The sequence below is a fragment of the Enterobacter kobei genome, assembly GCF_001729765.1.
Classification (GTDB): Bacteria; Pseudomonadota; Gammaproteobacteria; order Enterobacterales; family Enterobacteriaceae; genus Enterobacter; species Enterobacter kobei.
In genome coordinates this window covers 3,082,115-3,106,820 of sequence record NZ_CP017181.1, presented here as the reverse complement: position 1 = coordinate 3,106,820, position 24,706 = coordinate 3,082,115, and the positions used below count along the sequence as shown (strand labels likewise).

Here is a 24,706-nt window from a genome sequence, read left to right as displayed (position 1 = left end):
ACAATATGAAATTAAGTGATTTTACTAACCTTTCCGGTCAGTTCGTGAAGCCAAGCGGCGAGGGGTTCCTTCTGTCCAGCCTGGGGATCTTTACCAGCCGTCCAAGTGATACGCAAATCATCGCGCTCGACACACTGGAAGATGTGCAGCGTGAAGTGACCAAATCTGTTGCCCGTTATGGTTCTGAAATGTCCGGTCTAAACTTCCCTAAAGCGGCTAACGTGACTGTTCAGGCTCCACTGCATGTCTACAGCTCAACCATCACCAGCCAGGATTGGCAGGGGAAACGTCAGCCGGGAACAAATCGCCAGATGACCGCTGAAGATGTAGTTGCTAATCATACCCTGAAGCACTACCTGCAAACCCGCCGTGATGTTGAATATGCAATGGCGCAGAGTCTTCTTCACAATACTGTAGAGGCGACACACCTGCGTGAAGGCCCTGATCTGAACTGGCAAACCTTCTGGGGCATTAGCCAGCCAACAACAACCGTGAAAACTGGCACCAGTGCCAACGTCATTACTGAGATGCAGAACGCTGTCACGCTACTGAAGAAAAATCTGGGTGGCTGGTCTTCCAGCATCAAGCAGGTTTATCTGCTAGCGAGTCCGAGTCTTTTCACCGCCATTCAAGGCAACCCAACCGCATATCAGGCGGCTCTATTTGGTGCTACGTCCCGTGACATCATTTTCCCTGACACTTTGGGTGCATATGATCGATATAACATCGGGCGCGTAACTGTAGTGCAGGTTGACGATCCGCTATACGGCATTGCAGATGGTGAAGGCTATATGCTGGCGACGTTCTCCAATGTTGTTGAAGGCGACCTTTCACCTTATATGACTTACCAGACTCCGGCGAGCCGTCATGCTGAAGTTGCTAATGGTCCGGTTTATCCGTCTTACCATTACGTTCTGCGTGATAAGTTCATGAACTATGAGGTGGTCAGTGAGTTATCACAGATTCAGATCCCAATGCGTCCGGACTTCGTTCTGAAGGTCACTATGGACGACGCAGCGTAAGACAGCGGATTTTGGGGGCGCATTGCCCCCGCTGCTGGCGAGGCAAAGGAAAGGAGATACATATGAAATTAGCTTTGATCGGTACTGGCAACATGCCGCTTATGCAATGGATTCTAGATGGTAAAGGCGATGATGCGATCATCAACATGTCAGCGTTAGCGCGTAGGCTTGGGTGTAGTCGCTCCAGCCTACTTGACCGCATTCAGGCCTACGGGTTCGATTCTGCTATCAAGCATTACCTCAACCTACAGCGACAACGAAAACTGAAAACATAAGAGCCGGGTTAATCCCGGCTTTTTTATAGCAATTTTTTAACCTTGTGAAACGGGACTGATTTGAAAAGGTATCCTTGAACTCCCCAAATACCAACCTCCTGTAGAAGGTCGAGATACTGTCTGCTTTCTACGCCTTCCACCACTATCTTATCGCAGTATCGCTTTATGTTTTTTATCAACAAGGGAAATGTGGGTTTATCAATTTGCTCATTGAAGAAATGACGGTCAATCTTCGCCACTTCGAAGTAACCCTCAAGCAGGCTGGCAACATTTGCATTTCCGGCTCCCAGGTCATCCAGCCACAGTGAGTTAACACCCTGACATAGTGATTTCAGAATCGGGCTTTTAAGCCCTTGCTCAAGACCAGGAAATTCTTCTGAAATTTCAAGTTTGATAAACGGCATGGAACTGACAGTTAGCTGTAACAAACCGTCATGTCTTAAAAGTGTCGCCATATCGTAATCAATGTTGAGAGAGCAGAACAAACCGTTATGCTCGAACCAGTCCTGCTTACTGGCTATGACCCCAAACTGTTTGTAGAGAAAAAGGCGTTTCTGATCGAAATCCCATCCTGAAATGACAAACGCTGGGTGAAGGGGTCGTTTGGACTCTGAGACAAACCGCGTAAGAAGTTCGACTCCTAACAGCTTACCTTCAAGGTTCATGATGGGTTCAGCAATGAATTCAGAGTGCATGTTACGTTCCAGTTGAGTGATAACTGACTGATAATGCACCTTTAAAAATTATTGATCAATAATAACGATCAATAATCAAATAATGATCGATAAAATCGATAAGCGTATCTTTTTGAAATATAATGACAATTTATTTTTAAGATTAATCTTGTGTTGAGAAACAAGAGCAGGTCTTTTTCATCACATTCATATCTACGGGTTCGAAAACGACGAAAGATCACAACTAAACGAGGCTGGGGAAACCCGGCCTTTTTGTCGTTTCAATGTGGGACACAACGTGGGACACAAACTAGGACACAGAGCATTTTTTATGGTTGAGTCTTAGGCTTCCCGCTGGCATGATCCAGAACAGGGATTAACGGGACGTTAATCGCAAGCTTTTGATTTTTTTATTTGACTCGGGGTGCCCTTCTTCGTTGAAGGCTGAGAAATACCCGTATTACCTGATCTGGATAATGCCAGCGTAGGGAAGTCAGATGCCTCACCGGTCATCGCTTCTTCACGCAAGGCAGGAGCGAACCCATGCAGCCTGACCTGCTCGATTTACACGTTTTACATCATTTCCGTACCCGTTCTCCGCTTACCCATTGCATGACCAACGATGTCGTACAGACCTTCACGGCTAACGTGTTGCTGGCGCTTGGCGCATCCCCTGCGATGGTGATTGAGGCCGAAGAAGCTGAACAGTTTGCCGGGATTGCCGATGCCCTGCTGATAAACGTCGGCACGTTGACCTCGCCACGCGCCCAGTCGATGCGTCGGGCGATTGAAAGCGCGGTGGCGGCAGGAAAGCCCTGGACGCTGGACCCGGTGGCCGTGGGCGCGCTGGCGTTCCGCACCCGCTTTTGCCACCAAATTCTTGCCCTTAAACCGGCCGCCATTCGCGGCAATGCCTCCGAAATCCTTGCTCTTGCCGGAATGAGCGCCGGTGGGCGCGGCGTTGATACCACCGATACCGCGGTCAGCGCGGTGCCAGCTGCACAGGCGCTGGCCCGTCAGACCAATGCCATTGTGGCGGTGACGGGGGAAATAGATTACATCACTGACGGACAGCGCACCCGAACGGTTGCGGGCGGCGACCCGCTGATGACCCGCGTAGTGGGTACGGGCTGTGCGCTCTCCGCCGTCGTCGCGGCCTGCTGTTCGCTGCCGGGCGACAGGCTGGATAACGTTGCCGCCGCCTGCGGATGGATGAAGCGTGCCGGAACGGTTGCCGTTGCGCACGCTCGCGGGCCAGGCAGTTTTGCCAGCGGGTTCCTTGATGCGCTCTATACGCTGGAGGAGCAGGCATGAAACGGATTAACGCCCTGACCATTGCCGGTACCGACCCCAGCGGCGGCGCGGGTATCCAGGCTGACCTGAAAACCTTCTCGGCCCTCGGCGCGTACGGCTGTTCAGTGATTACCGCGCTGGTGGCGCAAAATACGCGCGGCGTGCAGTCGGTTTACCGAATCGAACCGGATTTTGTTGCCGCGCAGCTTGATTCGGTGTTCAGCGACGTGCGCATTGATACCACCAAAATCGGCATGCTGGCCGAAACGGACATTGTTGAAGCGGTGGCAGAACGACTGAAGCGTTATCAGGTGCAAAACGTGGTGCTGGACACCGTGATGCTGGCAAAAAGTGGCGATCCGCTGCTTTCCGCTTCCGCGGTTGAGACGTTGCGCCGGAAATTGCTGCCGCAGGTGGCGCTCATTACCCCTAATCTGCCGGAGGCCGCCGCGCTGTTAGGCACATCGCATGCGCAAACTGAACGTGAAATGAAAGCGCAGGGAAACGCGCTGCTGGCGATGGGGGCTGGCGCAGTGCTGATGAAAGGTGGGCACCTGGATGTTGCTGAAAGCCCTGACTGGCTCTTTACCCGCGAGGGGGAAGTGCGTTTTACCGCCCCGCGCGTACAGACCAAAAATACCCACGGCACTGGCTGTACGCTCTCTGCCGCGCTGGCGGCGCTGCGTCCACGGCATGACAACTGGGCCGATACGGTACGCGAAGCGAAGATCTGGCTCTCGGCGGCGCTGGCAAAAGCCGATACTCTGGAAGTCGGTCACGGTATTGGGCCGGTTCATCATTTTCATGCATGGTGGTAAGCCAGTATACTGGCAGGAAACACCACGTCTGAGAAAACAGAGATGGAACAAGCGCATACCCGATTAATCGCTCAACTGAATGAACGGATCGCCGCGGCCGATAACACACCGCTGTACCTGAAATTTGCCGAAACGGTAAAAAACGCGGTGCGCAGCGGGGTGCTGGAGCACGGGAATATTCTGCCCGGCGAACGCGATCTCAGCCAGTTAACCGGCGTGTCGCGCATCACCGTGCGCAAAGCGATGCAGGCGCTGGAAGCCGAGGGTGTTGTAACACGTGCCCGTGGTTACGGAACGCAAATCCACAACATCTTCGAATATTCGCTGAAAGAGGCGCGCGGTTTTTCTCAGCAGGTGGTGCTGCGCGGTAAAACGCCCAACACGCTGTGGGTCAATAAACGGGTGGTAAAATGCCCGGAAGAGGTAGCCAGCCAGCTGTCGCTTGAGCCTGAAAGCGAGGTGTTCATGCTGAAACGCATTCGCTATGTTGACGACGACGCGGTGTCGATTGAAGAGTCCTGGGTGCCGGTCGGGTTAATTCCCGATCCGGATGCGATTGGTATTTCGCTGTACGATTACTTCCGCAGTCAGAATATTTTCCCGCAGCGTACCCGTTCACGGGTGAGCGCCCGTATGCCGGACAGCGAGTTTCAGGCGCACATCAAGATGGACGAAAAAATACCTGTGCTGGTGATCAAGCAGGTTGCGCTTGACCAGCAACACCGGCCGATTGAGTACAGCATCAGCTACTGTCGTAGCGATCTATACGTCTTTGTGTGCGAGGAGTAGTTCCTCGCGAGTGGGGGCGCAATCACCGCCGCGGTGGCTGACCACCCAGGACGCCACGGCATTCCCCAACAGAATGGCATCTGCCAGTGACCATCCTGCCGCCAGCCCGGCGAGCGTGCCGCCCGCATGGCTGTCGCCTGCGCCAATGGTATCCACGACCGTGGCCGGAAACGCCGGAACAACGCCTGAAGCGTCACCGTCATACCAGGCCGCGCCGTCTTTATCATGACGGACAATCAGCGCGGCGCCGAAACGCCGCTGCCATGCCACGCCGAGGTTTTCAGGCTTCACCCCCAGTCTTTCTGCCGCAATTTCTGCCTCCTGACGATTAAGCGACACGATCGGCCTGCAGGCCATAATCCGCGCCATAAGGGGGTCTGGAATATCCCCGATGCGCGGGCCGAAATCGATCAATGCCGTCACCTCCTGTAACCCTTCCAGCCAGCTCGTCAGCAGCTCACCGCACGGTGAGGCCAGCTGATATCCGGACAAATAAACCAGGCTGTGTGATGGTACAGACAGCGTATCAAGCCAGCCCGGTTGCCACTGGTTCTCCACCCCGCTAAACGACATAAAGGTGCGCTCGCCGTCAGGCTCTACCAGCGCCAGGCACCAGCCGTTGTCGCCGGTTTCGGCCTCCACGGCGCTGTGCAAATCCTGTTTTGCCATCGCGTTGCGGATAATATCCGCCCACACGCCGTGGCCGACGGGAAGGGCGTTTTGTGCCGCAATGCCGAGTCGTTTCAGGGCGATGGCAATGTTCAGCGCGCAGCCGCCGATATTCACACCCTGCTGTTTAAGCTCGATATCGCACCCGCGCCAGGGCAGGGCGTAGGCGTCGGCGATGACATCAATCACCGCCGCGCCCAGCACCGTCACCGGGCGTGTGGCATACAAGGTTTCGAGACGTCGGGCAAACGAGTTCATACGCCCTCCCTTTGCTCCCGGTAGTGCAGCAGTTTTTCGCAATAGTGGCCGAAATCGAGCTGGTTGACGGCGTCGAGCTCGGCCTTGAGCGCCGGATCAATCGCCTGCACACCATGCAACGCCCCGCAGATGGCCGTTGCCATCGCGCCAATGGTGTCGGTGTCGCCGCCCAGGTTGGCGCACAGGACCGCGCAGCGGTTCGGGTCGGTTCCCGCCAGTTCGACCATCGCAATGGCCGCCGGAACGGATTCGATGGTGCTGGTTCCCGCGCCCGTGAGCTGATAAATCTGCTCGCTGGCGGAGTCGATGCCGTTAGCTTCCCGCACGGTCTTAAGTGCCAGCTCAATACGCGCTGCCAGCGATGCGCTGAAGGTGGTCGTTTTCGCCTCCTGCGCATAGCGGGCGATACCCGGCAGGGCATCGACGATGTTCTGCCAGCGTTCGCCGTCGATGGCGCGGGAAACCGCCCAGGCAACCACCACCGCACCGGCGATGGCAAGATCCGATTTATGGGTCGGGCTGGAGGCCAGCGCCACCTGCTCCACAAAATGTTCCAGACGCGTGGCCGGGAGCAGGCAGCCCAGCGGGGAGGCTCGCATCGCCGCCCCGTTGGTCACGCCGTTGTTTTCCAGTTCGCTGACCGGTTTCCCGTCACGGATCGCGTTGAGCGCGATTTTCGACGTCGGGCCGAGCACGTTCTTATTAAACGCGTCGAAATCGAGCGCCCAGTTCAGGATATGTTTGCCGATAACATCCGCATCAATCTGCCCGTCGCATTCGATAATCGCATTCGCCAGGCACAGCGCCATTGAGGTATCGTCGGTGAACTCTGCCTGTTTGAAATAGCAGGCCGCATTATTCTCCGCCGGGCCGGGTAAAAAGCGGTCAATCCAGCCGAAGTGCGCCTTAACGCGCTTTCTCGGCCACAGCTCCGACGGCATGCCCATCGCATCGCCTAACGCCTGCCCGTAAAGGGCGCCGAGAATACGTTCTTGCTTCATTTAACTTCCCCTTGTGTCAGCGCGGCATCGCCATCAACCACCTCAATTGCAGTGATCTCTTTGTCCGATTCGCGGAAAAACAGCATAAACAGCACGGCGATCACGGCAATCATGATCCCACCGAATGTCCACATTCCGGCCCAGTTGAAGGTCAGCCCATTCACCGGCTCTTTGTAGGCGAACATTTTTTCCATCATCACGCCGCCCAGGCGGTAACCCAGCAGGCTACCAAAACCTTGGCAGCACAGCGTAATCAGGCCTTGCGCGGCGGTGCGCATATGCACCGGCGCTTTTTTATCCACGTAGATATACGCGGTAACGTAGTAGAAGTCGTAGCTCACGCCATGCAGCAGAATACCGAGGAACAGCAGGGCATAGGTGAAGTACTGTTCCGCGCCGCCGTAAACTAAGAATCCATAGCGAATGGCGGCCGTAATCAGACCCAGCAGTAAGACCTTCTTAATACCAAAGCGTTTGGTGAAGAACGGCAGGGCCAGCATAAAGAAGATTTCGGAGAACTGACCGAGCGTCATCCAGCCGGTGGCGTTTTTCATTCCCACTTCGGTGAGATAGCCGTTGGCGAAGATGTAATAGAAGGCCAGCGGCATGGCGAATAAAAATGAGCAGAAGAAGAACACCAGAAAGTTTTTATCACGCAGCAGGATAAGGGCATCCAGCCCCAGCATCACTTTGAAATCCAGCTTGCCGGTACTCTTCGGCGGCGTGTCTGGCAGGAACAGGGCAAAGACACCGAGCAGGGCGGAGCTGGCTGCCGTCATCAGCAGCGGAATATTGGTATCCGAGATGTCGCTATAGCCCAGCATTTGCGGCAGGAACCCGCACGCCAGCCCGGAGGCGATCCAGCCGATCGTTCCCATCACGCGGATGCGCGGGAAATCGGCCTCGACATCGCCCACGTTGGCGAAGGCGATACTGTTGGTCAGTGCGATGGTGGGCATATAGGTCAGGGAGTAAGCCAGCAGCAGCGGGAAGAAGGTGCTGAACTGGGTTTGCTGCGCGGCGAAGTACATCAGAATGGCACCGGCAAACATCAGTACCGCCAGCACTTTCTGGGCGGCGAAGAAGCGGTCCGTCAGCGAGCCGACCAGAATAGGCGAGAGAATAGCGGCAATGGCGGTACAGGCATAAGACCAGCCGATTTCCCCGGCGGTAAACCCGCTTTTACTCAGCCACAGCCACAATGGCACAAACCAGGCGCCCCAGATAAACCATTCAACGAACATCATGAATGACAGTTGGACTTTCGTTTTCATTTTTTAATCCTGCATGTCAGTGAGGGTACGCCTTTAACATACCACTCAATAATACCTTTTAAATACCTTTGTGGCGATTGTTTGATCAATGTAACAGTTTTGTTGTACACGAATCGAGCCAGCAGATTGTGCTGAAAAAAAATGCAAAGGGTGGAAAATCGGTTAAGTCGGTACCAGGCTTAGTCTGCCCATAAAAAATGGGACGGGATAAACACACACCGACACGATGTCGGATTTACGGGAGTATCACATGACTGATATTGCGCAGTTGCTTGGCAAAGACGCCGACAGCCTTTTACAGCATCGTTGTATGACCATTCCAGCCGACCAGCTTTACCTGCCTGGTCATGACTATGTTGACCGGGTGATGGTGGATAACAACCGTCCGCCAGCGGTTCTGCGAAATATGCAAACGCTCTATAACACCGGACGACTGGGTGGCACCGGCTATCTCTCTATTCTGCCGGTAGACCAGGGCGTTGAACACTCGGCGGGTGCCTCCTTTGCCGCGAATCCGCTCTATTTCGATCCGAAGAACATCGTTGAACTGGCGATAGAAGCGGGCTGTAACTGCGTGGCGTCCACCTACGGCGTGCTGGCCTCCGTCTCGCGTCGCTATGCCCACCGCATTCCGTTCCTCGTGAAGTTGAACCACAACGAAACCCTCAGCTACCCAACCGAATATGACCAGACCCTCTACGCCAGCGTCGAGCAGGCGTTCAATATGGGGGCGGTGGCCGTTGGCGCGACGATTTACTTTGGCTCTGAACAGTCCCGCCGTCAGATTGAAGAGATCTCTGCGGCGTTTGAGCGTGCGCACGAGCTGGGTATGGTCACCGTGCTGTGGGCGTACCTGCGTAACTCAGCGTTCAAAAAAGACGGGGTAGATTACCACGTCTCCGCTGACCTGACCGGGCAGGCGAACCATCTGGCCGCGACCATCGGCGCGGATATTGTGAAGCAGAAAATGGCCGAGAATAACGGTGGCTATAAAGCGGTCAACTTCGGCTATACCGACGATCGCGTCTACAGCAAGCTGACCAGCGAAAACCCAATCGACCTGGTGCGCTACCAGCTGGCGAACTGCTATATGGGCCGCGCGGGGCTGATCAACTCCGGCGGGGCTGCAGGGGGCGACACTGACCTGTCAGATGCGGTGCGTACAGCGGTTATTAACAAACGCGCGGGCGGCATGGGGCTGATCCTGGGCCGTAAGGCGTTTAAGAAATCGATGGCCGACGGCGTGAAGCTGATCAATGCGGTTCAGGACGTCTATCTGGACAGCAAAGTAACGATTGCCTGATCTGAGGACGAAACGTAGGCCGGGTAAGGCGTAGCCGCCACCCGGCAATACAATCAGCGCAAAAGCACACAGTCCGGCGGCAATCTGCACTGCAGCGCGCCGGGCAATACCTCAATGCGGAACTGCGTCCCGCTCAGCGGTTCGCCGTCGAGATTAAAGGTCATCCCGTGCGGGGCATTCACCTCAAACCATGCCGATTTCCCGGCAATAATATTCGGGCTCTCTTCGGGCTGCGTCAGCGTGGTAAACAGCGCGGGCAGCAGGCCGTCACCTGTGAAAATTCGCAGCTGGAGCTGGCCGTCATTGATCAGCGCCTCCGGGCAGAGCTGCTGTCCGCCGCCTGCCTGACGGCCATTGCCAATCCCAATCACCAGCGCATCTCCCTGCCAGTGAAAATCCTCGCCATGAATTTCGCAGCGGTCTGGCTTAAGGGTATCCATGCGCATCAGACCGTGGATCAGATAAGACACGCCGCCCAGCGCCGCCTTCAGCTTTTCCGGCGTTTCGCTGGTGATGCGCGTGCCAAATCCGCCCGTCGCCATATTAATAAAGCAGGTTTTGTCATTCACCTGGGCAATATCTACCGCGGTGGCTTTGCCAAGGATGGCCAGCTGGAGTGCTTTCTCTAAATCTTCCGGGATCCCGGCGCTGGTGGCGAAATCATTGGCGGTGCCGAGCGGTAAGATGCCCATCACCGGGCGGTCAGCCGGGGGAAGGTCGATAAGCGCAGAGGCGATCTCATTGATGGTGCCGTCGCCGCCGCCGGAAATAATAGTGCTGACGCCTAACGTTAAGCCTTCATGGATATAGCGTGCCGCGTCGCCCTTTTCCCAGGTTACCCGCACGTGGATACGTGCGCCATCGTCACGCAACCCCTGAATTGCCTGACGCAACAGATCGTTGCCTGCACTTTTGCCATTGAGAATCAATAAACTGTCTGGATAGGTTGCCATCCGCGCTGCTCCCTTTTTTAGCGTTAGTAAGAGTGTATAGCAGAGCGGCAAAAAGCGGGTAAGAACAGGATGAAAGGCAAAAAATAAGCCCGCGTAAGGGAGATTACGCAGGCTAAGGAGGTGGTTCCTGGTACAGCTAGCATTTATGGGTTATGTTTTTCAGCGGGGGGATAATACCCGTATTGAACGAAGCGGTATGTGATCCGATTCTAAGAATTATCCCACCGTGAAAAAATTCCCCTGATTAACTATTTACCGTGTGGGTTTCGGGTGCTTTCACCGTTGAAATTACGCATCAGCAGCGCGAATTTCAGCTCCACCTCTTCCGGAACCGGCAGCCAGACGGTATGACCGTCACCCGGGGCAACCTCAATCGCTTCGCCTTTACCGTTTTCCAGATGCTCCAGCGTGAAGTTCATATTGCCCTGCGGGGTCATCAGCTCCAGGCTGTCGCCTTTGGTGAACTTATTTTTCACCGCCACGGCCGCCAGTGCGCCCTTACGCTCGCCGGTGAAGTCACCGACAAACTGCTGACGCTCGGAAACGGAGTAGCCGTGCTCATAGTTCTGGTAGTCATCGTGAGTGTGACGACGCAGGAAGCCTTCGGTATAGCCGCGGTGCGCCAGACCCTCCAGGGTTTCCAGCAGGCTGGTATCGAACGGTTTACCGGCTGCCGCATCGTCGATGGCCTTGCGGTAGACCTGCGCGGTACGCGCGCAGTAGTAGTAGGATTTGGTGCGGCCTTCGATCTTGAGGGAGTGCACACCCATCTGGGTCAGGCGTTCAACGTGGGCGATAGCGCGCAGATCTTTCGAGTTCATGATGTAGGTGCCGTGTTCGTCTTCAAAGGCGGTCATGTACTCGCCCGGACGTTTGGCTTCTTCAATCATAAACACGCTGTCGGTTGGTGCGCCGATGCCCAGCGTCGGCTCAACGTTGGTCACCGGGATCGGCTCATGTTTGTGGACAATGTTGCCGATGTCATCCTCTTTGCCTTCCTGGACGTTGTATTCCCAGCGGCAGGCGTTGGTGCAGGTACCCTGGTTCGGGTCGCGCTTGTTGATATAGCCGGAAAGCAGGCAGCGGCCGGAGTAGGCCATGCACAGCGCGCCGTGAACGAAGATTTCGATCTCCATATCCGGCACCTGAGTGCGGATCTCTTCGATCTCTTCAAGGGACAATTCGCGAGACAGGATAACGCGGGTCAGCCCCATCTGCTTCCAGAACTTCACCGTCGCCCAGTTGACGGCGTTAGCCTGTACCGAGAGGTGAATATCCATCTCCGGGAAGTTCTCCCGAACCAGCATGATTAAACCCGGGTCCGACATGATCAGCGCGTCCGGCCCCATATCCACCACCGGCTTCAGGTCACGGATGAACGTCTTCAGCTTGGCGTTGTGCGGCGCGATGTTGACCACCACGTAGAATTTTTTGCCAAGGGCATGCGCTTCGTTGATGCCGAGCTGCAGGTTCTCGTGGTTGAATTCGTTGTTACGCACGCGCAGCGAGTAGCGAGGCTGGCCCGCGTAAACGGCGTCGGCACCATAGGCGAAAGCGTAACGCATATTTTGCAGCGTTCCCGCCGGGGAAAGGAGTTCCGGTTTAAACATGTTTGTTCTCGTTCTGATGACAGGTCAGATCCGCATGCACCAGGTGCAGCGGTAAGGGGAGATCCCCCACTTTAAGGGCGGGCATTGTAGCGCTGAGGGGCAGGGAGGTAAAGTGATTGTGCCGGGTGGCGGCTTCGCCTTACCCGGCTTACGTTGACCCGCGGCTGACTAGGCTATCCTGCACGCATCCGCTTCCCAGCGGTACCCCACGCCGTACACCGCGCGGATAAACGACTGCTCGGCGTCCAGCGCCTCCAGCTTGCGGCGCAGGTTTTTGATGTGGCTGTCGATGGTGCGGTCAGTCACCACGCGGTAATCATCGTACAGATGGTTCAGCAGCTGTTCTCGGGAAAATACCTTCCCGGGCTCATGAGAGAGGGTTTTCAGCAGGCGGAATTCGGCAGGCGTCAGGTCCAGCAGCTTACTGCGCCAGCTTGCCTGGAAACGGCTTTCGTCGACAATCAGCGGGCTTTGTGCATCCAGCACCTGTAGTTCGCGCTGCGGTTTGCAGCGGCGCAGAATGGTTTTCACCCGGGCGACCACTTCACGCGGGCTGTAGGGTTTACAGATGTAATCGTCCGCGCCGATTTCGAGGCCCAGCAGGCGGTCAATCTCTTCAATTTTGGCGGTGACCATGACGATCGGCACGTCGGAGAAGCGACGAATTTCCCGGCACAGGGTCAGGCCATCGGTACCGGGTAGCATCAGGTCCAGCAGGATCAGGTCCGGCGGCGTCTGGCGCACGTACGCCAATACCTGGTCGCCGTGGCTTATCAGTGACGGGGAATAGCTGGCCGCGCGTAAATAGTCGATCAGCAGTTGCCCCAGCTTGGGTTCGTCTTCGACAATCAAAATACGTGGCGTGTTTTCGTCAATCGGTAACTCGGTCATGCTTCTCTCGATAAATCCCGTTCCAGAGGTAACTCTACTGTAATGCTAACCCCGCCAAAAGGCGAATGGGCGGCGCGGATCGTTCCATTATGCGCCTCGACGATGTTAACGCAAATCGCCAGCCCCAGGCCGGATCCGCCGCTGGCGCGGTTGCGGGAGCCTTCGGTCCGGTAAAAACGTTCGAACAGCTTGTCCAGCTGCGCATCCTGCACCCCTGGAGCGGAATCGGCGAAGGTGAGGGCAAAGCGCCCGTTTTCCTGTCTGCCGGAGATATGCAGCCCGCCGCCGCTGTCGGTATAGCGCAGGCTGTTTTCCAGCAGATTATTGAAGAGCTGCATCAGACGGTCTTTGTCGCCAAACACCACCGCGCTGTCCGGCAGGGAGAGATCTATCTTCAGGTTGCGGCTGGCAAACCGTTCCCGGAAGGCGCCGCTGGCAACTTCAAGCACGTTAATCACATCAACCGGCGCCTTCTGGTAGGCCAGTGCACCTTCGTCGGACATAGAGAGCTGATGGAGGTCATCCACCAGCTTGGTGAGTGTGCCCACTTCCGCCTGCAAAGAGGCCACCGATTCAGGCGTAAACTGACGCACGCCGTCCTGAATGGCTTCCAGCTCGCCGCGCAGGACCGCCAGCGGCGTGCGCAGTTCGTGAGAAATATCGGCCATAAAGTCGCGTCGCATCTGCTGGTTTTTCTCCAGCGTGCTGGCGAGCTGGTTAAAGTCCTGCGCCAGCCGGCCGAGTTCGTCCTGGCTACGGGTATCGACGCGGGTGGTGAAATCCCCGGCGGCCAGCTTGTGCGTCCCTTCCACCAGCCGCTTTACCGGGGCGAGCAGACCGCGCGCCAGCGGGAAGGTGGCGAGCGCGGCGAGCAGGGTGGAGAGGGCGACAATCAGCCAACTGGTCCGGCGCTGCTGGCGGTCAAAGTTGATGTCGGTGTTGCGCGTCAGGCGCTCCACCGGGGAGGCGATAACCCAGCCGACGGTGGCGTTATTGACCTTAATCGCCCGCCGGGTACCGTCCGGCGGAATCGGTGCGCGCGGGCCAACCAGCGTGCGCATCTCCTGGTCAATGACCCAAAACTGGGTGCGCCAGCCGTGCGGCGGCATGCCCGGGCCGGGACGATCGTCCCCGGTATCGTGCTCTAGCGAGCGCAGGATCTGGAAAATAAATCGGTCATTGTTGCGCAGAAAACGCCAGTTGCCGTGCTGGGCGTACTGCTCGCCCAGCGCATCGCTTAAGCCCTGCAGACGCTGCTCGTTGCCGTGCTTAATGTAATCAATAAAACCGCGCTCAAAGCTGACCCGCACGGCCCAGTGCATGGTGATCAGCAGGACGATACAGGTGGCGAAGATCGCCACAAAGAGCTTGCCGGTAATTCCCGGTCGCCAGAATTTCATGAGCCACTCCTTTTGCCGCGCCTAATCACGACGTTCTTGCTGGTATCATCCGGCACTCTGGCGAAGATGAATGCGGGCAGGGCGATGATGACCGCCATGCTGAGATACGTATATAAAAAGATCTGATGCGCCACCGGCGTATCGACGCTGAGATGGTGCTGGCCGTACATGCCGAGCAGCAGTCCGGCGATCGTCACCCCCACGCTCATGGAGAGCTGCATGATCATCGACAGCAGGCTGTTGCCGCTGCTCGCCAGTTCGTCCGGCAGATCTTTCAGCGTCAGGGTATTCATCGACGAGAAACGCATGGAGTTGATGATCCCCTGGCAGAACAGGACCAGCGGCAGAACGTAGAACCAGCCCATTAACGCCACGGCCATGAACAGCAGGCTGACCAGCGCCAGCCCCAGCGTGGCGGCCACCAGCACGTGACGATAGCCAAAGCGGTTCACCACCTGCACTACGATGCGCTTCATGCCCATGCTGCCGAGCACCATCGGGATCATCATCAGGCCCGCGTGAAACGGTGAAAATCCCATCCCGATTTGCAGAAAAACGGGGGTCATGAACGGCAACATGCCGCTGCCAATACGTCCGGCAAAACTTCCCAGCAGTCCCAGACGGTAGGTCGGGTTTTTAAACAAATTCAGGCTGAACAAGGCCCGATCGTTTCCTCTGGCATGCCACAGGTACCACAGAATCGCGGTGATGCCGAGGGCGACCAGAACACCGAGCATGAGGGAAGAGATCCCCAGCCCCTTTTGTCCGTCGAGCGCCAGGGTGAGCGTGGCCATGCCCGCTGCCAGCAGAATGAAACCGAAGAAATCGAAGCGACGCGTCTGCATTGTGTAGTTCGGCATCAGCGCCAGGGTGGCAATCGCGCCGATGATGCCCACCGGCAGGTTGATTAAGAAAATCCAGTGCCACGAGGCGTATTCCACCAGCATCCCGCCCAGCGCCGGGCCCAGCAGCGGCCCCACCTGGCCGGGCAGGGTGACAAAGGTCATCGCCGCCATGTACTGCTCGCGCGGGACAATCTTCATCACCGTTAACCGCCCGACGGGCACCATCATCGCCCCGCCAACGCCCTGCAGCACGCGCGCCATGACCAGCTGGTCGAGGGTACTGGCCTGAGCGCAAAACAGCGAGCCGGTGGTGAACAGCACGATGGCGGTAAAGAAGATATTTCGCACGCCCACTTTGTCCGCCAGCCAGCCTCTGGCAGGCAGCATGACGGCAACCGTCAGCACGTAGGCGACAATCACCATATGCATATGCAGCGGGCTCTCCCCCAGGCTTTTCGCCATGGAGGGGAGGGCAGTATTGACGATGGTCGTGTCCAGCGACTGCATAAAGAAGCCGAAGGCGACTATCCATAACTGCCAGCGAACGTTAGCGGGGAGGTCGGTCATTTACTCGGTCACCGTGGATCTGTTTTTACGCGAAAAACGCAGCCGCAGGCGATCGAAGAACAGATAGACCACCGGCGTGGTGTACAGCGTCAGCAGCTGGCTCATCACCAGGCCGCCGACAATGGTGATCCCCAGCGGCTGGCGCAGTTCAGACCCGTCGCCGCCCGAGACAACCAGCGGCAACGCACCAAACAGTGCCGCCAGGGTGGTCATCATGATCGGACGAAAACGCAGCAGGCACGCCTGGAAGATCGCCTCTTCCGGGGAGAGATTGCCATTACGCTGGGCGTCCAGCGCGAAGTCGACCATCATAATCGCGTTTTTCTTCACAATACCGATCAATAGCATGATCCCGATGAGCGCGATAAGGCTGAATGGCGCACCAAACAGCTCAAGCGCCAGCAGTGCCCCCACGCCCGCGGAGGGTAGCGTCGAGAGAATAGTCAGCGGGTGAACGTAGCTCTCATACAGGATACCCAGCACAATGTAGACCGTGGCGATGGCGGCCAGAATCAAAATCACCTGCGAGTTCATCGTCTCCTGGAACACCTGCGCGGTGCCGGCAAAACTGCCGCGCACGGTGGACGGCACGCCGAGCTGCGTCATCGCACGGTTGATCGCATCGCTGGCTTCGGAAAGCGACGAACCGGCGGGGAGGTTGAAGGAGATGGTCGACGCCGCTGACAGCCCCTGGTGGTTTACCGACAGCGGCGCGTTGGCTGGCTGCCAGCTGGCAAAGTAGGAGAGCGGTATCGCCTTGCCGTCGTTGTTAATCACAAACATTTTGTCCAGGGCGCTGATGTCCTGTGTATAACGCGGATCCACCTCCATCACCACCTTGTACTGGTTCATCGGCTGGTAGATGGTCGAGATCTCGCGCTGGCCGAAGGCGTTGTTTAGCAGGCTGTTGGCGGCCTCAACGTTGATGCCCAGCCGCGACATGGTTTCGCGGTCGTAGGTCAGGGCCATCTCGGCGCCGTTGTCCTGCTGATCGGAGTTCACGTCCGCCAGCTCTGGAAGGGCGGCCAGCGCCTTGCGGATCTTCGGTTCCCACTCGCGCAGGGCGGCCAAATCATCCGAGAGCAGCGTGTACTGATAGCTGGCGTTAGCCTGACGCCCGCCGACGCGGATATCCTGAACGGCCATCAAAAACAGGTTGGCCCCCGGCTCTTTGGCGAGCTTGACCCGCAGGCGGTCGATCACCTGCTGGGCGGTTTCATTGCGCTCGCTGCGCGGTTTGAGGGTGATAAACATCATCCCGCTGTTGACGCGCGATCCGCCGGTAAAGCCGGTGACGTTATCCACGGCGTTGTCTTCACGAATGATCTTCATAAAGTCCTGCAGCTTGCCGCGCATCGCCTGGAACGAAATGCTCTGGTCCGCCTGAATGCCGCCCATCAGCACGCCGGTATCTTGCTCCGGGAAGAAGGTTTTCGGGATGGTGATATACATCCAGACGTTGAGCACAATGGTGCCGATGAGCACCAGGCCGACAAGCCGGGTATGGTTGAGCACCCACTTCAGCGATTTGCCATAGCCTTCCTGCATCGCCATCAGGAAACGGCCAAAGCCTTTGCGACGCGGCTGGGAGTGCGGCTTGCTGCGCTTGAGCATCCACCCGCACATCATCGGCGTGAGCGTCAGCGAAATCAGCAGCGAGATGCCGATGGCGACCGAAAGCGTGACGGCAAACTCCCGCAACAGCCGACCCGGCAGGCCGCCCATCAGCAGCAGCGGCAGGAACACCGCCACCAGGGACAGGCTCATGGAGAGCACCGTAAAGCCCACCTCGCGCGTCCCCTGCAGTGCGGCCTGAAGCGGCTTCACGCCCGCTTCCAGATGGCGGGAAATGTTCTCCAGCACCACGATAGCGTCATCCACCACAAAACCCGTCGCAATGGTCAGGGCCATCAGCGACAGGTTATTGAGGCTAAACCCGCACAGGTACATGGCGGCAAAGGTGCCAATAAGCGACACCGGCACGGCCACCGCCGGGATCAGCGTCGCCCGACCGGAGCGCAGGAACAGGAATACCACCAGGATCACCAGTGCGACGGAGATCACCAGCGTCTGCTCCACCTCCTCAAGCGAGGCGCGAATGGTCGGGGAACGATCCTGGGCAATTTGCAGATCGATCGCGGCCGGGATAGTCTCCTGCAGCTCCGGGAGGCGGGCGCGAATGCTGTTCACCGTCTCAATAATGTTCGCTTCCGGCAGCTTACGAATCATCAGCAGGATAGCCGGTTTGGCGTTGGTCATCCCGGCGTTGCGTACGTCCTGCACGGAGTCCGTCACGCTGGCGACATCGCTTAAGCGTACCGCCGCGCCGTTGTTGTAGTGAATAATCAACGGCTGATATTCAGCTGCAGTTTTCAGCTCGTCGTTGGTGTGGATCTGCCAGCGGTGGCTGCTGTCCTCAACCGCCCCTTGCGGTTTGCGCACGTTGGCGTTGCTGATGGCGGATCTCACATCGTCCAGCGACACGCCCTGATTGAACAGCGCCTGCGGGTTTAATCCCACGCGCACGGCGGGCAGGGAGCTCCCGCCGACGCTCACGTCACCGACGCCGTTAATCTGTGAGATCGTCTGCGCCAGTTGGGTGGACGCAAAGTCGTAAAGCTGCCCCTGAGAATAGGTATCGGAGGTCAGCGTCAGGATCATGATCGGCGCATCGGACGGGTTGGCCTTGCGGTAGGTCGGGCGGCTCGGCATCCCGCTCGGCAGCAGGCTTTGCGCGGCGTTGATGGCGGCCTGCACGTCGCGCGCTGCGCCGTTAATATCCCGGTCGAAGCTGAACTCCAGAATGATGCGCGTACTGCCGAGCGAACTGCTGGAGGTCATCTCGTTGACCCCGGCAATCCGCCCGAGCGAGCGCTCCAGCGGCGTGGCGACGGATGACGCCATGGTTTCCGGTGAGGCGCCCGGCAGCGAGGCGCTGACCATGATCACCGGGAAATCCACCTGCGGCAGGGGAGCCACCGGCAGTAGCCGGAAACCGAGCACGCCGCAGAGGGTGATGGCGAGCGAGATTAATATCGTCGCCACCGGGCGATAAATGAAGAGGGCGAAAAACTTCACTTACGCCTCCTCTTCACGTTTCGGGAAGCGGCTTTTCGTCCACAGCGCCAGACGGTCAAACAGCAGATAAATCACCGGTGTGGTGAACAGGGTCAATACCTGGCTCACCAGCAGACCGCCGACCATGCCTATTCCCAGCGGGCGGCGCAGCTCCGCGCCGACACCGGTGCTGAGCATCAGCGGCAGTGCGCCAAGCAGGGCCGCCAGCGTGGTCATCAGGATCGGACGAAAACGCAGCAGACAAGCCTGGAAGATGGCCTCACGCGGCGACATGCCCTGCTCACGTTCGGCGGCCAGCGCAAAGTCGATCATCATGATGGCGTTTTTCTTCACGATCCCAATTAACAGGATGATGCCGATAATGGCAATCACGTCCAGCTCGCTTCCCGCCAGCATTAATGCCAGCAGCGCCCCCACGCCTGCCGTCGGCAGGGTAGAGAGGATGGTGATCGGGTGGATAAAGCTTTCGTACAGCACGCCGAGCACGATGTACATTGCCACGACGGCGGCGACAATCAGCCAGATGGTGTTGCCCAGTGCGGCCTGGAACGCCAGCGTGCTGCCCTGGAACTGGGTCTGAATATCGGACGGGAAGCTGAGCGCTTTTTCAGCCGCCTGGATCGCCTCCACCGCTTCGCCGAGCGAATAATTGTCCGACACGTTGAAGGAAATCGTGGTGGACGGGAACTGATCCAGGTGGTTAATCGACAGCGGGGTATAGCGCTCTTCCACCGTGGCGATAGCGCTTAACGGCACAATCCCCCCGTCTTTGCTGGTCAGGCGCACCGAATCCAGCCCGGCCAGACCGGGAGTATTTTCCGTGTTGTGCTCCAGTACCACGCGGTATTGATTCGCCTGGGTGTAGATGGTGGAGATCAGTCGCTGCCCAAACGCGTTATACAGGGCGTTATCCACGTCCGCCATGGTAATGCCGAGACGGCTTGCCGTGTCGCGGTTGACGTTCACATAGGCGGCCAGCCCTTTGTCCTGCCAGTCGCTGCTTACATCGTTAAGTTGCGGCAGGGTTTTTAGCTTATTGACCAGCTGCGGCACCCAGGTGCTGAGGGCATCCAGCGTGGTGGCCTGCAGCGTAAACTGGTACTGCGTGCGGCTGACCTGGGTATCAATGGTCAAATCCTGTATCGGTTGCAGATAAAGCTCCACGCCCGGGACGCGAGCGACGGCGCTTTGCAGCCGTTCAATAACGGCATTGACGCGATCGTCACGCTCATCCAGCGGTTTGAGGTTGATCTGCAGACGGGCGCTGTTCAGCGACGGGTTGGTGCCGTCGACGCCAACGTAGGACGTCAGGCTCTCTACCGCCGGGTCTTTCATGACGATCTCAGACACCTGCTGCTGACGCTGCGCCATATTGGCGAAGGAGACCGACTGCGGTGCCTGCAGGGTTCCCTGAATAATGCCGTTGTCCTGAATCGGGAAGAAGCCTTTCGGGATAAAAATCCACAGCATCACGCTGAGCGCCAGCGTGCCAAGCGCCACGCCGAGCGTGGCCCATGGATGGTTCAGCACTTTGGCCAGCACGCGACCATACGCCGCAATGATCCGTTCGAACATCCGCTCGGAGGCGAGCGAGAAGCGGTTTTGCTTGCGCAGGGACGCGTGGCTCAGCATCCGGGCGCACATCATCGGCGTCAGGGTCAATGACACCACGGCGGAGATCAAAATGGCCACCGCCAGCGTGACGGCAAACTCGCGGAACAGTCGCCCGACGATATCGCCCATAAACAGCAGCGGGATCAGCACGGCAATCAGGGAGAAGGTCAGCGAGATAATGGTAAAGCCGATCTCACCCGCCCCTTTCAGCGCCGCCGCCAGCGGTTTTTCGCCTTTCTCGATATAGCGCGAGATGTTCTCGATAACCACGATGGCGTCGTCCACCACGAAGCCGGTGGCGATGGTGAGCGCCATTAGCGTCAGGTTGTTGATTGAAAAATCGAGGAACACCATCACCGCAAACGTGCCAACCAGCGAGAGCGGCACGGCGACGGCGGGAATAATGGTTGCCGGGACGTTGCGCAGGAACAGGTAGATAATCATCACGACCAGGGCAATCGCCAGCATCAGTTCGAACTGAGTATCGGTGACCGACGCGCGAATGTTCGTGGTGCGGTCGGAAAGCACCTTCACGCTGACCGACTTCGGCAGGCTTTCGATCAGCTGCGGCAGCATGGTGCGAATGCTGTCGGCGGTTTCGATGATGTTGGCGCCCGGCTGGCGCTGGACGTTCATTACGATCGCCTGCTGCTTGTTCGCCCATGCGCCAAGCCAGCTATTCTCCGCCCCTTGCTCCACCGTCGCCACATCGCCCAGACGCACCGGGGCGCCGTTCTGGTAAGCAATAATCAGCTGACGGTATTCATCCGCGGACTGCATCTGATCGTTGGCAGAGAGCGTGACGGCGCGGGTTGGGCCGTCCAGCGAGCCTTTTGCCGAATTAACGTTGGCGCTGCTGATGGCGGTGCGGATGGTTTCACTGGTCAGCCCCAGTGCGGCAATCGCCTGCGCATTAAGCTTAACGCGCACCGCCGGGCGCTGCCCGCCCGCCAGCGTGACGAGACCGACGCCGGAGACCTGAGAAATCTTTTGCGCCACGCGGGTCTCGACCATGTCTTCCACCTGCGTCATTGGCATGGCGGAGGAGGTGACGGCAAGCGTCATGATCGGCGGATCCGCCGGGTTTACTTTGCTGTAGACCGGCGGGTTAGGCAGGTCCGACGGCAGCAGGTTGGTGGCCGCATTGATGGCGGCCTGAACTTCCTGCTCGGCGACATCCAGTGACAGCGTCAGCTGGAACTGTAGCGTCACGACAGAGGCCCCGCCGGAGCTTTGGGAGGACATCTGCTTCAGGCCCGACATCTGCCCAAACTGGCGCTCCAGCGGGGCGGTGATGGCGGACGTCACCACGTCCGGGCTGGCGCCGGGATAAAGCGTCACCACCTGAATGGTGGGGTAATCCACTTCCGGCAGCGCCGAGACGGGCAGGAAGCGGTAGCCGATAATCCCCGCCAGCAGGATCGCCACCATCAGCAGCGTGGTGGCGACAGGACGGAGGATAAACAGGCGTGACGGCCCACCTGTAGCGACGGGAGGCATAACCTGCATCAGGAGGCCGCTCCCTGTTTCGCAGGTTCAACCACTTCCACTTTCGCCCCTTCAGTCAGACGGTCGATACCGTCGGTGACCACGCGGTCGCCAGCGGAAAGCCCGGCGCTGATTACCACCGTCTGACTGTCCTGAATCCCGGTTTTCACCAGATGCTTACTGACTTTGTTTTCACTGTTCAGTACCCAGACAAAGTTGCCTTCGTTACCCATCTGCAGCGCGGCGGTGGGGATCACCACCGCGTTCTCTTCGGTCGCGACCAGCATTCGCGCGTTGACGAACTGGTTCGGGAAGAGGGCATCGTCCTGGTTGTTAAAGCGGGCCTTCAGCTTAATGGTACCGGTCGTGGTGTCGATCTGGTTATCCAGGCTGAGCAGGCTACCTTCGCTGAGCTTCTGTTTATTGGTGCGGTCCCAGGCTTCCACCACCAGGCCTTTCCCGGCTTTTTGCGCCTGAATGACCGTCGCAATGTCGCTTTCCGGCAGGGTAAAGACTAAATCAATCGGGTGAGTCTGGGTGATCACCACGATGCCCGTGGTATCTCCGCTGGAGATTTGGTTGCCGATATCGACCTGCTTCAGACCAACCCGCCCGTCAATCGGTGCGGTGATGCGGCTCCAGTCGAGCTGTAACTGGGCGCTGGCCACGGCGGCTTCGTCGGCTTTGATGGTGCCCTGCGTTTCGCTGACCAGCGACTGCTGTGTGTCCAGCTCCTGGCGGGAGACCAGATTGGTTTTTACCAGCTGCTGATAGCGCGCTAAATCACGCCGGGCGTTGGCAAGGGTGGCTTTGTCTTTCGCGAGCTGTCCCTGCGCCTGGGCGAGGGCCACCTTAAACTGGCTTGGGTCGATCTCCGCCAGTAAGTCACCGGCCTTAACCTGCTGACCTTCCTGGAAGTGGATCGCAATGAGCTGACCATCGACGCGGCTACGCACCGTGGCGGTGTTAGCGGCGGTAATGGTTCCGAGCCCCGTCAGATAACGCGGAACGGCTTTACTCACCGCCGTAGCTGCCTGAACCGGCGCCAGCGCACCGCCTCGCATACCGTGACGGCCGCCACCTGCCGGGCGCTGTGATGCGCTGTTGGCACCGGCGGGGGCGCCAGAGTTTGCGGATTGGCTGTGCCAGTACCAGGCGGCGGCAAGTGCCACCACAATGATGCCAGCGGCGATTGCCCAGCGGGATTTATTACGGCCTTTCATCGTTATACGTTCTCATCCTGAATACTTCGGGGAATGATACTAGTTTAGTCAGGCAACACAGCGGAAAAATGGAGGAAATATGGAAGACTGTCTGGAATTGTCTGAGTGTGGTGCTTTTTTTCGCCGGGTGGCGCTTCGCTTACCCGGCCTACGGTTCGAGGGTTTTGTGGGCCGGGTAAGGCGAAGCCGCCACCCGGCACAGCGGCACTAGCTAAACATCACCTGCGCCCAGCGCGCCAGCCCCGCGGTAACGGAGCCAAAGTCATCGCCACCGGCAACCGGAATACCCGGCAACTGTTCCGCCAGCGCTTTTTTGATCAGCGGTGAACGGGCGCTTCCGCCGGTCAGGTAGATGACGTCCGGCTTCTCCTTGCCGTTCTCCAGCGCGAGTTGCACCTGTTCCAGTATGCGCTGTAGCGGCTGCGCGAGCGCGGTCTCCAGCCCCTCCTGTGAAATCGCCGTGGCCAGATCGTCGCTGATAAATGGCAAGGACACCGCATGTTCAGCGCGGTTTGAAAGGGCAATTTTGCTCTCTTCGGCGGTGCGTACCACGCGGTAGCTCAGGCGCTGACGCCACACTTTATACAGCAGGGCGACTTTATCGGCGTCCTGCGCATCACGCATCAGGTCATTCAGGAAGCGGCCGTTGGCGGTACTGTAAAAATCACTCTGCGCCGGGACGTCGTTGATGGCAATCGCGTTCCACCACGGCAGGATCGGCAGGGCGATGCCTTTTTCCGTTTGCCCGCCCATGCCGAGCAGCGGCATCAGGCTCTTAAATGCCAGGGCGATATCCAGATCGTTACCGCCCACGCGGCAGCCGCTGTGCCCCAGCAGGCTATTTTCACGGTCGCGGCGGTGATGCCACTGCGGCCCCATCAGCAGCAGCGAGCAGTCCGTTGTACCCCCGCCGATATCCACGACCAGCACCCGTTTTTCTTCCGTCAACGTGGCCTCAAAGTCCAGCCCCGCCGCAACTGGCTCATACTGGAACACCACGTCGCGAAAGCCTGCCCGGTGCGCCGCGCGCTCAAGGATCCCCTGCGCCTGCTGGTTAGCCTCATCGCCGCCCAGCCCCTGGAAGTTGATCGGGCGGCCAATCACGGCCTGGGTAATCGTCTCGGGGACCTGCGTCTGCGCCTGATGACGGATATGCAGCATCATGGCGCATACCAGGTCTTCAAACACCGCCACCTGCTGCGGCTTGAGGCCGCTGGCCCCGAGGAAAGATTTTGGCGATTTAACAAAGTAGACCTCTTCCGGGTCTTCAATGTAATGCCCGAGTGAAGAGAGGCCGAACTGCACGCTGGAAGGCGTAACGTCGATATCTTCCTCGCGGTTAAAGCTCACTGCCCGGCGCAGCAGCGCCTGAGTTTCTGCCGCAGTCGCCGGAACCTGATGGTGGCGGAACAGCCACTCGCTCACCGCTTCACGCGTCGGCGCGCAGAGCATTGACGGCAGCAGCGTGCTCTCTTTTTCCATTTTCAGGAGCTGTGGTTGCCCGTTTTGCATTATTGCAACCGAGCAGTTTGCCGTACCGTAGTCGAATCCGATAAACACAATAAATCCCCATGCCAGTGAGAAGGGGCGAGACTTTAGCGGAATGCCTGTCCGGCGACAACAGGAATATGAAAGCAAGGCGTAACACGCTTTTTCAGTTT

Annotated in this window: 19 protein-coding genes and 1 riboswitch; of the genes, 6 read left to right on the top strand and 13 right to left on the bottom strand. The window is 58.1% G+C overall.

All coding sequences use genetic code 11. From position 1 onward, the window contains the following. The first annotated feature begins 5 nt into the window (after positions 1-5). Positions 6-1,022 (top strand): major capsid protein, encoded by a 1,017-nt coding sequence (locus tag BFV64_RS14935; protein ID WP_069602231.1) that lies wholly within the window; start codon positions 6-8, stop codon positions 1,020-1,022. Positions 1,023-1,084: 62 nt separating this feature from the next. Further along, the gene (locus BFV64_RS14930) at positions 1,085-1,297 is read left to right on the top strand and encodes a hypothetical protein (RefSeq protein WP_063132586.1); all 213 of its coding nucleotides are present in this window, start codon (positions 1,085-1,087) and stop codon (positions 1,295-1,297) included. A gap of 23 nt (positions 1,298-1,320) precedes the next feature. Here the strand turns inward: BFV64_RS14930 and BFV64_RS14925 are convergent, their stop codons facing one another. After that, a complete protein-coding gene (locus tag BFV64_RS14925; protein ID WP_069602230.1) occupies positions 1,321-1,992 on the bottom strand; it encodes an EAL domain-containing protein in 672 nt (223 codons plus the stop codon). 389 nt (positions 1,993-2,381) lie between these two features. Further along, positions 2,382-2,479: riboswitch (TPP riboswitch) on the top strand. Between the two features lie 35 nt (positions 2,480-2,514). On the opposite strand from BFV64_RS14925, the gene thiM reads away from it, so the two are divergent. The 3 genes from thiM to BFV64_RS14910 are packed head-to-tail and all read left to right on the top strand — an operon-like array spanning position 2,515 to position 4,871. Further along, positions 2,515-3,285, top strand: a complete 771-nt coding sequence (gene thiM / locus BFV64_RS14920; RefSeq protein ID WP_045135121.1) for a hydroxyethylthiazole kinase — start codon at positions 2,515-2,517, stop codon at positions 3,283-3,285. Beyond that, entirely contained in the window at positions 3,282-4,082 is an 801-nt protein-coding gene (gene thiD / locus BFV64_RS14915; RefSeq protein WP_045135120.1) for a bifunctional hydroxymethylpyrimidine kinase/phosphomethylpyrimidine kinase, read from the top strand. The genes thiM and thiD overlap by 4 nt, the downstream gene beginning before the upstream one ends. A gap of 42 nt (positions 4,083-4,124) precedes the next feature. Then, positions 4,125-4,871: a GntR family transcriptional regulator gene (locus tag BFV64_RS14910; protein ID WP_023330895.1), complete on the top strand. Its 747-nt coding sequence runs from the start codon at positions 4,125-4,127 to the stop codon at positions 4,869-4,871. On the opposite strand, the gene BFV64_RS14905 is transcribed toward BFV64_RS14910, so the two are convergent. Genes BFV64_RS14905 through BFV64_RS14895 form a run of 3 tightly spaced genes read right to left on the bottom strand, consistent with a single transcriptional unit; the run spans position 4,845 to position 8,073 of the window. Further along, positions 4,845-5,798: a PfkB family carbohydrate kinase gene (locus BFV64_RS14905; protein WP_045135119.1), complete on the bottom strand. Its 954-nt coding sequence runs from the start codon at positions 5,796-5,798 to the stop codon at positions 4,845-4,847. The two genes, BFV64_RS14910 and BFV64_RS14905, sit on opposite strands and share 27 nt — an antisense overlap. Beyond that, complete coding sequence (locus BFV64_RS14900; protein ID WP_045135118.1) at positions 5,795-6,799, bottom strand: ADP-ribosylglycohydrolase family protein; 1,005 nt, start codon at positions 6,797-6,799, stop codon at positions 5,795-5,797. The genes BFV64_RS14905 and BFV64_RS14900 overlap by 4 nt, the downstream gene beginning before the upstream one ends. Beyond that, the gene (locus BFV64_RS14895) at positions 6,796-8,073 is read right to left on the bottom strand and encodes a nucleoside permease (protein ID WP_069602229.1); all 1,278 of its coding nucleotides are present in this window, start codon (positions 8,071-8,073) and stop codon (positions 6,796-6,798) included. The genes BFV64_RS14900 and BFV64_RS14895 overlap by 4 nt, the downstream gene beginning before the upstream one ends. A 250-nt stretch (positions 8,074-8,323) precedes the next feature. On the opposite strand from BFV64_RS14895, the gene fbaB reads away from it, so the two are divergent. Next, on the top strand, positions 8,324-9,376 hold the full coding sequence (gene fbaB / locus BFV64_RS14890) for a class I fructose-bisphosphate aldolase (protein ID WP_014170857.1): 1,053 nt from the start codon (positions 8,324-8,326) through the stop codon (positions 9,374-9,376). A 53-nt stretch (positions 9,377-9,429) separates the two neighbouring features. Here the strand turns inward: fbaB and yegS are convergent, their stop codons facing one another. From yegS to yegD, 9 genes are all read right to left on the bottom strand, one after another. Further along, the gene (yegS, locus tag BFV64_RS14885) at positions 9,430-10,329 is read right to left on the bottom strand and encodes a lipid kinase YegS (RefSeq protein WP_023330892.1); all 900 of its coding nucleotides are present in this window, start codon (positions 10,327-10,329) and stop codon (positions 9,430-9,432) included. Positions 10,330-10,577: 248 nt separating this feature from the next. Then, positions 10,578-11,939, bottom strand: coding sequence for a prephenate-dependent tRNA uridine(34) hydroxylase TrhP (gene trhP, locus BFV64_RS14880; RefSeq protein ID WP_008500866.1), 1,362 nt, complete (start codon positions 11,937-11,939; stop codon positions 10,578-10,580). A 168-nt stretch (positions 11,940-12,107) separates the two neighbouring features. Next, entirely contained in the window at positions 12,108-12,830 is a 723-nt protein-coding gene (baeR, locus tag BFV64_RS14875) for an envelope stress response regulator BaeR (protein WP_069602228.1), read from the bottom strand. Next, positions 12,827-14,230 (bottom strand): envelope stress sensor histidine kinase BaeS, encoded by a 1,404-nt coding sequence (baeS, locus tag BFV64_RS14870; RefSeq protein ID WP_023330891.1) that lies wholly within the window; start codon positions 14,228-14,230, stop codon positions 12,827-12,829. The genes baeR and baeS overlap by 4 nt, the downstream gene beginning before the upstream one ends. Further along, on the bottom strand, positions 14,227-15,642 hold the full coding sequence (mdtD, locus tag BFV64_RS14865; protein WP_069602227.1) for an MFS transporter: 1,416 nt from the start codon (positions 15,640-15,642) through the stop codon (positions 14,227-14,229). The genes baeS and mdtD overlap by 4 nt, the downstream gene beginning before the upstream one ends. After that, positions 15,643-18,720 (bottom strand): multidrug efflux RND transporter permease subunit MdtC, encoded by a 3,078-nt coding sequence (mdtC, locus tag BFV64_RS14860; protein WP_032636049.1) that lies wholly within the window; start codon positions 18,718-18,720, stop codon positions 15,643-15,645. Beyond that, positions 18,721-21,843, bottom strand: a complete 3,123-nt coding sequence (locus tag BFV64_RS14855) for an MdtB/MuxB family multidrug efflux RND transporter permease subunit (RefSeq protein WP_045135117.1) — start codon at positions 21,841-21,843, stop codon at positions 18,721-18,723. After that, positions 21,843-23,045 carry an MdtA/MuxA family multidrug efflux RND transporter periplasmic adaptor subunit gene (locus tag BFV64_RS14850; protein ID WP_014884517.1) on the bottom strand — a complete coding sequence of 401 codons (1,203 nt, stop codon included), beginning with the start codon at positions 23,043-23,045 and terminating at the stop codon, positions 21,843-21,845. Before BFV64_RS14850 ends, BFV64_RS14855 begins: the two co-directional genes overlap by 1 nt. 207 nt (positions 23,046-23,252) lie before the next feature. Continuing rightward, a complete protein-coding gene (yegD, locus tag BFV64_RS14845) occupies positions 23,253-24,605 on the bottom strand; it encodes a molecular chaperone (protein WP_023330888.1) in 1,353 nt (450 codons plus the stop codon). Between the last annotated feature and the right edge of the window lie 101 nt (positions 24,606-24,706).

Bases quoted from the DNA above. Each gene is read 5' to 3' on its own strand.
- trhP (WP_008500866.1), bottom strand. From the start codon at position 11,939: ATGTTTAAACCGGAACTCCTTTCCCCGGCGGGAACGCTGCAAAATATG.
- yegS (WP_023330892.1), bottom strand. From the start codon at position 10,329: ATGGCAACCTATCCAGACAGTTTATTGATTCTCAATGGCAAAAGTGCA.
- thiM (WP_045135121.1), top strand. From the start codon at position 2,515: ATGCAGCCTGACCTGCTCGATTTACACGTTTTACATCATTTCCGTACC.
- thiD (WP_045135120.1), top strand. From the start codon at position 3,282: ATGAAACGGATTAACGCCCTGACCATTGCCGGTACCGACCCCAGCGGC.
- mdtD (WP_069602227.1), bottom strand. From the start codon at position 15,642: ATGACCGACCTCCCCGCTAACGTTCGCTGGCAGTTATGGATAGTCGCC.
- BFV64_RS14850 (WP_014884517.1), bottom strand. From the start codon at position 23,045: ATGAAAGGCCGTAATAAATCCCGCTGGGCAATCGCCGCTGGCATCATT.
- BFV64_RS14930 (WP_063132586.1), top strand. From the start codon at position 1,085: ATGAAATTAGCTTTGATCGGTACTGGCAACATGCCGCTTATGCAATGG.
- BFV64_RS14935 (WP_069602231.1), top strand. From the start codon at position 6: ATGAAATTAAGTGATTTTACTAACCTTTCCGGTCAGTTCGTGAAGCCA.
- BFV64_RS14910 (WP_023330895.1), top strand. From the start codon at position 4,125: ATGGAACAAGCGCATACCCGATTAATCGCTCAACTGAATGAACGGATC.
- BFV64_RS14905 (WP_045135119.1), bottom strand. From the start codon at position 5,798: ATGAACTCGTTTGCCCGACGTCTCGAAACCTTGTATGCCACACGCCCG.
- BFV64_RS14900 (WP_045135118.1), bottom strand. From the start codon at position 6,799: ATGAAGCAAGAACGTATTCTCGGCGCCCTTTACGGGCAGGCGTTAGGC.
- baeS (WP_023330891.1), bottom strand. From the start codon at position 14,230: ATGAAATTCTGGCGACCGGGAATTACCGGCAAGCTCTTTGTGGCGATC.
- fbaB (WP_014170857.1), top strand. From the start codon at position 8,324: ATGACTGATATTGCGCAGTTGCTTGGCAAAGACGCCGACAGCCTTTTA.
- BFV64_RS14855 (WP_045135117.1), bottom strand. From the start codon at position 21,843: ATGCAGGTTATGCCTCCCGTCGCTACAGGTGGGCCGTCACGCCTGTTT.
- BFV64_RS14895 (WP_069602229.1), bottom strand. From the start codon at position 8,073: ATGAAAACGAAAGTCCAACTGTCATTCATGATGTTCGTTGAATGGTTT.
- baeR (WP_069602228.1), bottom strand. From the start codon at position 12,830: ATGACCGAGTTACCGATTGACGAAAACACGCCACGTATTTTGATTGTC.
- BFV64_RS14925 (WP_069602230.1), bottom strand. From the start codon at position 1,992: ATGCACTCTGAATTCATTGCTGAACCCATCATGAACCTTGAAGGTAAG.